We start from the raw sequence: 9,280 nt of genomic DNA on the forward strand, positions 1-9,280 counted from the left end.
GCTCCTCGCAATGACGGCTTGCGCTTACTTCGGCAGATAATCATTCGTATAAAACGCCTTCGGATTATCCTTGGCCTTGGCATCGAGCCCGCCATATTCGACCATGAGGTTGACCGTGTCGGTCATGTTCTGGTCGGTGACTTCGAACGGCCGCTTGCCCTTGGTTTCCGGGGTGCGATAGAGCGGGATCGTCAGTTCAAAGCCTTGCGTGAGCGTATCGATCTTGCCGCCCTTCGGATTGGCATCGAGGATCGACTGGGCCGCCGCCTTCGGCTCCTTCGACGCGGCTTCCACGGCCTTGGTGGTGGCCGACATGAAGCGCTTCACCAGTTCCGGATTGGTCTTGGCGTAGTCGGTGTTGGTGACGATGCCCGATGACACCAGATGGATGCCGTAGTCGGCGAACTTGATCGGATAGACGTCCTTGCCGGTCGCATCCTTGATCTTCATCGACTGGTCCATGACGTAGCCGAGCAGCAGGTCGGCCTGGCCGTTGATGACGGCGTTGAGCTTGGTCTGGCCGTCGCCGGCCACCGTCTTGAAATCGGATTCCTTCAATCCGGCCTTCTTCAGGAACAGCGGCCAGATCTGGGTCATCGAATCCGCCGGCGTGATCGCCACGGTCTTGCCCTTGATGTCATCCGGCTTCTTGATGTTCTTGTCGACGAAACCCATCACCGACATCGCGGTGGTCTGCAGCAGCACGCCGGTAGCGATCACGGGCGCCCCCTTGACGGCGGCGCGATCATGGTGGGCACGTCGACATAGCCGAAGCTGACGGACTTGGCGGCGACAGCCTGCACGGTCGCGGCCGAACCGCGACCTTCCTGGATATCGAGATCGATGCCTTCGGCCTCATAGATGCCCTTGGCCTTGCCATAGTAGAACGGCGCGTGCTCACCGTAGACGTACCAGTTCAGCATCAGGGTGACCTTGTCGGCGGCGGAAGCCGGCGCCACGGTGGCGATCGCGGTCCAGATTAGCGCGGTCGAGCAGGTCGCAATCCATTTCAGCATGTTAGCCTCCCTTGAAAGCGCGGCCGTTGAGCGGGCCGCTTTTTGATATTTTGGCGCCGCGCCTAAGCGGCAATAAACATTTCGGCGCGCTGGCTGACGTGCCAGGGGATCGCGAAACGTTCGATGCGATCGACGATCCAGAACAGCAGCACGCCGAGCAGCGCGAGGATGACCAGCGCGGCGAACATGGTCGGCAGGTCGAAGGTGCCGATCGAGCGCTGCAGCACGTAGCCGATGCCGGAATTGGAGCCCACGAATTCGCCAACCACCGCGCCGACCACCGCGAGCGTGACCGATACTTTGAGGCCGGAGAAGATCGCAGGCAGCGCGTGCGGCAGGTTGACGGCGCAGAACACGCTGAAGCGGCTGCCCTTCATGGCACGCGCCAGATCGACCATATCGGGATCGACCGACTTGAAGCCCTGCACCGCGGAGACGACCACCGGAAAGAATCCGAGCAAGAAGGCGGCGATGATTTTCGGGACGATGCCGAAGCCGAACCACACCACGAATAACGGCGCGATCGCGACCTTGGGGATCGACTGCGAGAATACCAGCAGTGGATAGACATAGCTCTCCACCGTTCGCGAGCCGGCGATCAGCATGGCGACCGGAATGCCGAACAGCGCCGACAGCAGAAAGCCGGCGATGGTCGCATAGGTTGTCGGCCATGTCTGGCTGAGCAGCTCAGGCCAATCGGTCCACAACACCTTGACGACATCGCCCGGCGCCGGAATTTGATAGGCCGGAATATGGAACACGCGGATCGAAAGATCCCACGCCACGATAATCATGATCAGCAGAATAAACGGGCGCAGCCATGCGGCATTCAGCAGGCGGGCTGCGGCCCCTCGGCCCTTGGCATTGCTCACGCGCTTCTCTCCAACACGCCGTCTTCGCGGCAGCATTTAACCTGTTGGATAAATACTACCCGCACGCCTCCAATTGTCAATCGGGCGCCCGTTCAAGTAAAATTCCCTAGCAATATCAGGCAGGCTGGCGGACCGGCGCTGGTTCGGCCGGCGGTTTTGGCGTCGGGAACTCGGCCGCCGACCGGCCCGTCAGGGCCGCCAGAACGAGGCGCACCATGTGGGCCAGTCGCTCATCCTTGGCCGGCTGGGCCAGCAGATCGCGGCCGAAGATCACGCTCAACGTGGCATTGTTGGCGAGGTAGAAAAAGCTCAGCGCGGCGATCGAAATATACAGCTGCACCGGGTCCATCGCGACCTTGAAGTCGCCGCTGGCAACGCCTCGACGCACCACCGTGCCGATCATCTCGACGAACGGCGAATGCATCGACTTTACCTTGTCGGAGCGCTTCAGATGTTCGGCACGCTCCAGATTTTCGGTGTTGAGGAGCGCCAGAAACTCCGGGTTTCGCAGAAAGTAGTTCCAGGTGAAGCTGATCAACCGTTCAATCGCGTCGGGCGGATCGAGATGTTCGAGATCGAGCGCGCGCTCTTCGTCGCGGATCTGTTCGTAGGCGGCTTCGAGCACCGCGAGGTAAAGAACTTCCTTGTTGCCGACGTGGTAATACAGCATGCGCTTGTTGGCGCCGGCGGCCACGGCAATGCGATCGACCCGCGCGCCGGCGAGTCCACGGCTAGCGAATTCCTTCTTCGCCGCCTCGAGGATGCGGATTCGCATGCCCTCGGGATCGCGCTGCCACCTCTGTGCCTTCTTTACCTTGGCCAACCGGAATTCCTGTCGCGCATGTCGATTGGCCATCGATGTACCACGGCCGAGAAAGTTTTAAAACGAACGATGCCGACGCTGCTCGCGGCCGGGGCTGGAAGCTGCGATCGTCCAGCGTGGCGCCCGTGAGTCGGGAAGGCAGTTCAAGTTATGTCGGGATGCGCTCAAGGAAAGTGCGCAGGCACATCTGTCGAATCCCCGCGAACAGGGCGTCACGTCTCGCGGCGGGGGTCAGCGCGGCGTCAGATCGCGTCGCAGCCGGCGCCAGCCGAGGACGACGCCGGTGACGCTGAACAGCAGGCCGAGCCCGCACAGCATCACCATCAGGCTGCTGCGCAGCATGGGCCATGCCATCAAGGGCGGAACATCCCAGCTGTGCAGCGCGCTGTAAACCCAGCGGTAGGCACGCCGTGATGGATCGAGCCGTTCCAGCAGCGCGCCGCTGGCGCCGTCGACATGAAACCAGACATCGCCGCACACCGACCGGAATACCGGCGCGCCTGGCATCGACGAGGCTGCGCGATAGCTGTCGTCCGGAGCGATCACCACGGCCGGTGAGCATCCGGACGAGATGCGGGCGATCTGGGCATCGATCTCCGCTGATGTGAGGAAAGAGCGCGGTGCCGGTTCCACCGCTTGCGAGTCCCATCGCCGCAGCCGCTGGGTGGCAACACCGATCCGCTCGCGCCGGAAAAACGTTCCTGCAAACGCGAACCATTCGATCTCGCGCGCGGCTTCCGTCGCGCCGGACCATTCCACAAATGGCAACCTTGGCCACGGTGGTGAAGCGGCGAGCCCCGCCGCCTCCGCGGCGGTCACCTCGCCGCGCGAAAACAGCCGGCCATGGTCCATCGACAGCCAGCCGCTGACGATCCAGGTCAGGACAAAGGTCATGCTGAGCAGGCCGAGCACATGGTGCCAGGCGTGCCAGCCGGTTGGCGCGCGTGCGAGACGGCGACAGGCTTTCCGGAAACGAAGGCTGCCGAGCAGCGCCCCGGATGCTGCGGCAAACACCGCGACCAGCGATAGCGACCACACCGTGCGATCCCAGGCCGCCCAGTCGCGGCGCAGCACCGTGGGATAGATCCAGTGCGCAACGCTGCCGACATAATTCCACGCGCGCTCGTGGCGCGTGGTGTCGAGCAGCACCTCGCCCGTCGCCGACGATATGTAGAGATCCGTACCCAAACCGTCGCGCAGCGCCATCCGGTATAGCGGCCGGTGCGGATCATAGCGGTTCGGCACCGTCCATTGATCATGATCGGCGCGTTCGACGAATGCGGCCCCGGTCGCATCCAGCCCGCGCCGGCGTGCATGATCGACCGCGATCGCCAGCGCTGTTCGTTCCGACGTGACGGCGACGGAAGTGCCATCGCTGGCGCGCAGCGCACGAAAGGAGATTGCACCCGAGACGAGGTAGACCGCGCCATCGACGCGGTTGAACAGCCGGACGCGATCGGCGACGTCGATCCCGCTCGCAGCAATGGCGGCGGCGGGACCTAGTCCGGCGGCGGCGGGGTCCAGCGGCATCAGCCCGGCCACGCGTTCCGTCTCCGTCAGCGACGGAAACGGCACGAAGTGCATGACAATGCCGGTGACAAACCACATCGCGAACAGCAGGCCAAAGGCGACGCCCAGCCAGCGGTGCAGCAGGATCAGCGCGCGCATCATGCGGTCAGCGCCCTACCATTTGAAATTGGCCGATACTTCGTAGGTCCGCGGCGCACCGAGCAGGATCTGGTCGGGATAGAACGGATCGCCCCAGATGGCGTAACGCGTGTCGGCGAGATTGCGGACACGGAAGGCGATGCGGGTCTCGGCCACTGCCGGAAAGTAGATTTTAGGAATGTCGACGAAAGCGAAGACATCCGCGACGGTATAGGCTTTCAGCGTGACCATATTGGCGTCGGTATTGAAGCGATCGCCGACATGACGGAGAGAGGCGCCGATTTCAACCGGCAGCGCGGTGGCAAAACGATACGACGCGCCGGCATTGCCGACGATCCGCGGCGCGTTGGGTGGCGTATTGCCGGAAAACGAGCCGCCGACAAAATTATAATCAGCGTAACGCGCCTCGACATAGGCGAAATTGCCCCAGAGCTTCCAGGCCTCGGTGGGCCGCACCGCCAGCGCGATTTCGACGCCCTGGGAGTCCTGGCGGCCGGCCAGGCTGAGCGTCTGGCCGCCCTGCGCGGCATAGACGTTCTTGCGCTCGATATCGAACGCCGAAAACGACCATTCGGCGCGGTTGCCCCAGAACAACTGCTTGACGCCGGTCTCATAGGTCCGCGACGTCGTGAGGTCGAGCGGCTGCAGCGCGCCGAGCAGGAAGATATTGTTGGCCGCGACATCCGCCCCGGTGGCGTACTGGCTGTAGAAGGTCATGCCGGGAATGGCTTCCCACGTGTAGCCGACGCGTCCCGTCACCGGCGCCCAGCTCCTGGAGAACGGATATCCTGCCAGGCTGCCGCCCGCGACATTCTGCGAGTCACGGTCAAGCCCGATATATTCGACGCGTAGGCCGCCGATCAGCGCAAAGTTTTGCGTGATCTTCAGCCGGTCCTCGACCGATAGCGACACGTTGTCGATATTGGCGGTCTGCAGCCGCGTCGTCAGCAGCCCGTAATTGCCGCGCGACGGGTCGACCAGCGAAACGGAGTCGCCGGGAAAATTCGCCGCACCCGGACGGTTGAAATCGAGCGTACTCGCCGCCAGCGTGGTCACCAGCCGGTTGTCCAGACCGCCAAGGTTGGTATCCCAGGTCAGGTCGGTGACGTTGCCAATCAGCTTCTGGTCATGGGCGACGAAGAAGCGCTCGCGATCGACCGTATTGGTGTTGGCGTTAAAGGCCGAGACCTCGTTGTTGCGCCATTCGCGTTGCGCGTTGTAGCCGTAGATCTGACTCTTCAGGGTGAGGTCACGGCTGATGTTCCACTCGAATCCGCCGCGCAGCCAGAGTTCGTCGGCCTTGGCGTAATTATCGAACACGTTGTAATTGGTGCTCAACGTACGCCGATCGATGGTCACCGCACCGAGATTGGTGCCGTTGTAATTCGAGACATAATTGCCAGAGACAATACCGCTGGTGGCATTGGCACCGCTGAACGCTGCGGGCACCAGCGGCGTGCCCCAATAAGGACGCGAATTATCCTGCTTGTATTCGATCGCGCCCCACACCTTGAAGTCGCTGGAAATGCGATAGTTGAGCTGTCCGGAGGCGTTGAAGGTCCTTGTGTCGGTATCGTCGATGAAACCGTTCAGTGACGAGCGTCCGACATCGAAGCGGTAGTCCAGCCCTTCAACCAGCGTGCTGCCGCCGGAGCCATATTGCGAGCGAAACGAATTCAGCGAATCCCAGGAGAAATAGGCCTCGTTGCGGACTGGCCCGGCGGTCGGCTGCTTGCTGACGAAATTGATGGCGCCGCCGGCGGCACCCTCGCCGGAGATCAGCGACGCCGGCCCCTTGAGAAATTCGACGCTTTGCAGGCTGCCGGTGTCCATCGGACGCGAGGTCATGTTCTGCGGACCTATCTTGATGCCGTTATAGAGCATGTTGATCTGGCTGTTGCTGTAGCCGCGCATCGAGAAGCCGGCCGGCTCTCCCGGGCCGTCGCCGGAGGTGACGCCGACGGCGCCCTGCGCGACTTCGGACGTGGTGCGGTAGCCCTGTTCCTGGATGGTTTGCTGGTCGACCACTTCCACGGTAGCCGGGGTCTCGCGCACCGTCAGCCCGAGTCGGCTGGCGCTGGCGGCAACGACATTGCTGTTGAGCGGCGTGGTCGCAGGGCCGGGATTGCCGGGCGACGCCACCGACGCGGCAGCCTGCGCCGGCGCGCGACGCATGGCGCCGCCCTGTGCCGCGGCCCGGCGCTGCGCGGGTTGCGCCCGCCGCGCGGGCTTGCGGTCCGGCGACGTCACCAGTACCGGGTCGAGGGGCGCCGGGCTCAGCGGAGTTGCGGTCTGACCGAGGCCGGGCGAGATGGCGCCGAGCATCAGCAGCAGGCCAAGCGGTGCCGTTGACGAATGCAGAAATATTCTGGTCGCAGCACGACCAGGATGAAATCCGGAAAATGGTTTTGACACGTGAACAGAGTCCGACGGCGATCGTCTACACGTCACCGCGGTTGCTGTGCACCGGGCCTTCGCCCTGTGGCCGATGAACAGCTACTCTTGCCGCTTCGGAGCACCCCGCCCGACGCGTTCGCGTGTGACCATGACTGGCAGCAGGTTTCCTGGCTTGCGGGTCAATGCCTTCGACCACCTTCCCAGGAACCTGTCAGTCCCCAGTGGTTTCCTGGTCGTCGGCTAACCGCTTACAGTTGCGGGGGCAGCCGTGGAGTTGCCGGCCAAAGCCCGCGCACCACATTCCCTTGGCAGCTCTTGCGAGCGCTACCGATCACGAAACTGGCATCTGGCGGTTGCACCGTCAATGCTCGGACACCGGTTGTCCAGCCTGTTGCATTGCTGCCGACCTGCGAGGTCAGGCGTCAGCGAATGATCTGATCGAGAAACAGCCGGGCTCGCTCGGTCCTGGGGTTGGCAAAAAAATCGTCGGGCTTGCCCTGCTCGACAATGCGCCCCTCATTCATGAAGACGATGCGGTCGGCGACCTCGCGCGCAAAACCCATTTCGTGGGTCACGCAGAGCATGGTCATGCCCTCCTCGGCCAGCTTCTTCATGGTCTCCAGTACCTCCTTCACCATTTCCGGATCAAGCGCGGAAGTCGGCTCGTCGAACAGCATCACCTTCGGCTGCATGCACAGCGCGCGGGCAATGGCCACGCGCTGCTGCTGGCCACCGGAGAGTTGACCGGGAAATTTGATCGCCTGATCCGGGATCCTGACCTTGGTCAGGAAGTGCATGGCAAGGTCCTTCGCCTCCGCTTTGCCGAGGCCGTTGACGGTCATCGGCGCGATCGTGCAATTGTCGATAATGGTCATGTGCGGAAACAGGTTGAAATTCTGAAACACCATGCCGGTATCGCGCCGGACCTGGTCGATGTTTCTGGTCTGGCCATCGAGTTCGACACCATTGACGTAGATCAGGCCCTGGTCGTGCTTCTCGATGTGGTTGATGCAGCGGATCAACGTCGATTTTCCGGATCCGGAAGGACCGCAGATGACGATCTTCTCGCCTTTGGCGACATTGAGATCGATCTCGATCAACGCGGTGAAATCGCCGTAATATTTATAGACCGCCTCCATGCGGACGGCCGGCACCGCACGCGCTGAGGTTAGCTGGTTGTCGAGGTCGGTTGCTGGATGCGGGGCCACGGACAATTCCTTCATGCGCGTTGCAGGCGAACGACGGGCGCCACGGTCGAGCGGCCGAAATGTTTTTCCAGTCGCCGCTGAACCACATCCCATAGCGAGGTGAGCAACAGATAATAGACGGTCGCCGCGGCATAGACCTCCAGCACCTGAAAGTGTTCCTGCATCAGCATGTCGCTGCGCCGCATGATCTCCTCGACCGAGATGACGGAAGCGAGCGAGGTCGCCTTCAGCAACGAGTTGATGGAATTACCGAGCGGCGGGATCATCAGCCGAAATGCCTGCGGCAGCGTGACGCGTCGCAAGGTGACGGATTGCGGCAGTCCCAGCGCCCAGGCGGCTTCCCGTTGCCCCGGCGGCACAGAGAGAAAACCGCTGCGCACGATCTCCGCGAGATAGGCCGCCTCATTGAGGATCAGGCCGATCAGGGCGCAGGTGATGACGCCAAACTTCAAACCGAAATGCGGCAGGCCGGTGTAGATCACCACCAGCTGGATCAGCAGCGGCGTGCCGCGAAAGAACCAGATGTAGAACCGGGCGAAGCTGCTTAGTGGCTTGTTGTCCGCGCTGCGCATCCACGCGATGACCATGCCGAGAATGAGGCCGCCGACCACGGCCGCCACGGTCAGGCCGATCGTGACGGCGACGCCTCCCAGCAGGAAGCGGTTGAACAGATAATCGAAGAAGGCGGCCGGATCGAACAACTTCATGGAGCGTCTCTGCCTCATCGCCAATGCGTGGTGGTGCAGTCTTGCAAGAAGCGCGCCGAGGCGTCGGTGCGCTGAATCCTATGGTGTTCGTCGATCTGCGAGACGGATATCGGCGCCGCGGCGGGCTACGCCGACCGTGGCCGAAATCGCGTCGCACAGATCGGGCAACACCGGCATCAGAGGCAGCCGCGGCTCGGCGTTCTCGATGATACCGAGTGCCTTGAGGCCGACCTTGATGCGGGTATGCGCATCGATGATCGGCGCCGGCCCATAGATGGCGCGGACGATCGGATGAAGCTGCTCATTCACCGCGCGCATGGCACGCAGATCGACGGCGACCGCCGCCTGCCAGAGCTCGGCCAGCAATCGCGGCGCCAGACTCGCCAGACCGGAGAGAATGCCGTCGCCGCCCGCTGCCAGTTGCGGCAGAAACCAGTTGTAGTTGGACGGCAGGAAAGCGATGTCCGGATTGCTGTTGTGCACCGCGCGGCGGTTCTCGTCATAGGCCAGCATGGTGTCGCTGCCTTCCTTGATGGCAATCACGCCGGGGACCGCAGCGATCTGCGCCAGGGTCTCCGGCGAATAGCCG

At 62.7% G+C, this 9,280-nt stretch carries 7 protein-coding genes, 1 pseudogene and 1 riboswitch; all 8 genes and pseudogenes read right to left on the reverse strand.

Annotated features, from left to right (window positions below):
* Window positions 1–24: 24 nt before the first annotated feature.
* Window positions 25–1,016, reverse strand: a pseudogene (locus tag Q0S16_RS17855) (ABC transporter substrate-binding protein).
* A 62-nt stretch (window positions 1,017–1,078) separates the two neighbouring features.
* The gene (locus Q0S16_RS17860) at window positions 1,079–1,888 is read right to left on the reverse strand and encodes an ABC transporter permease (RefSeq protein WP_295850799.1); all 810 of its coding nucleotides are present in this window, start codon (window positions 1,886–1,888) and stop codon (window positions 1,079–1,081) included.
* Window positions 1,889–2,003: 115 nt separating this feature from the next.
* Entirely contained in the window at window positions 2,004–2,744 is a 741-nt protein-coding gene (locus tag Q0S16_RS17865; RefSeq protein ID WP_295850802.1) for a TetR/AcrR family transcriptional regulator, read from the reverse strand.
* Window positions 2,745–2,942: 198 nt separating this feature from the next.
* The gene (locus tag Q0S16_RS17870) at window positions 2,943–4,382 is read right to left on the reverse strand and encodes a PepSY domain-containing protein (RefSeq protein ID WP_295850804.1); all 1,440 of its coding nucleotides are present in this window, start codon (window positions 4,380–4,382) and stop codon (window positions 2,943–2,945) included.
* Window positions 4,383–4,394: 12 nt separating this feature from the next.
* Window positions 4,395–6,704 carry a TonB-dependent receptor gene (locus Q0S16_RS17875; RefSeq protein ID WP_295850809.1) on the reverse strand — a complete coding sequence of 770 codons (2,310 nt, stop codon included), beginning with the start codon at window positions 6,702–6,704 and terminating at the stop codon, window positions 4,395–4,397.
* Window positions 6,705–6,915: 211 nt separating this feature from the next.
* A riboswitch (cobalamin riboswitch) is annotated at window positions 6,916–7,120 on the reverse strand.
* A gap of 78 nt (window positions 7,121–7,198) precedes the next feature.
* Window positions 7,199–7,915 carry an amino acid ABC transporter ATP-binding protein gene (locus tag Q0S16_RS17880; protein WP_295850811.1) on the reverse strand — a complete coding sequence of 239 codons (717 nt, stop codon included), beginning with the start codon at window positions 7,913–7,915 and terminating at the stop codon, window positions 7,199–7,201.
* Between the two features lie 80 nt (window positions 7,916–7,995).
* Complete coding sequence (locus Q0S16_RS17885) at window positions 7,996–8,691, reverse strand: amino acid ABC transporter permease (protein WP_295850806.1); 696 nt, start codon at window positions 8,689–8,691, stop codon at window positions 7,996–7,998.
* Between the two features lie 78 nt (window positions 8,692–8,769).
* A partial coding sequence (locus Q0S16_RS17890) for a dihydrodipicolinate synthase family protein (RefSeq protein ID WP_295850808.1) occupies window positions 8,770–9,280 on the reverse strand: 511 nt, incomplete at its 5' end.

It is taken from the genome of Tardiphaga sp. (assembly GCF_025356345.1).
Lineage (GTDB): Bacteria > Pseudomonadota > Alphaproteobacteria > Rhizobiales > Xanthobacteraceae > Tardiphaga.

Coding starts and splice junctions, on each gene's coding strand:
- Q0S16_RS17870 (WP_295850804.1), bottom strand. CDS start 4,382: ATGATGCGCGCGCTGATCCTGCTGCACCGCTGGCTGGGCGTCGCCTTT.
- Q0S16_RS17865 (WP_295850802.1), bottom strand. CDS start 2,744: ATGGCCAATCGACATGCGCGACAGGAATTCCGGTTGGCCAAGGTAAAG.
- Q0S16_RS17880 (WP_295850811.1), bottom strand. CDS start 7,915: ATGGAGGCGGTCTATAAATATTACGGCGATTTCACCGCGTTGATCGAG.
- Q0S16_RS17875 (WP_295850809.1), bottom strand. CDS start 6,704: ATGCTCGGCGCCATCTCGCCCGGCCTCGGTCAGACCGCAACTCCGCTG.
- Q0S16_RS17885 (WP_295850806.1), bottom strand. CDS start 8,691: ATGAAGTTGTTCGATCCGGCCGCCTTCTTCGATTATCTGTTCAACCGC.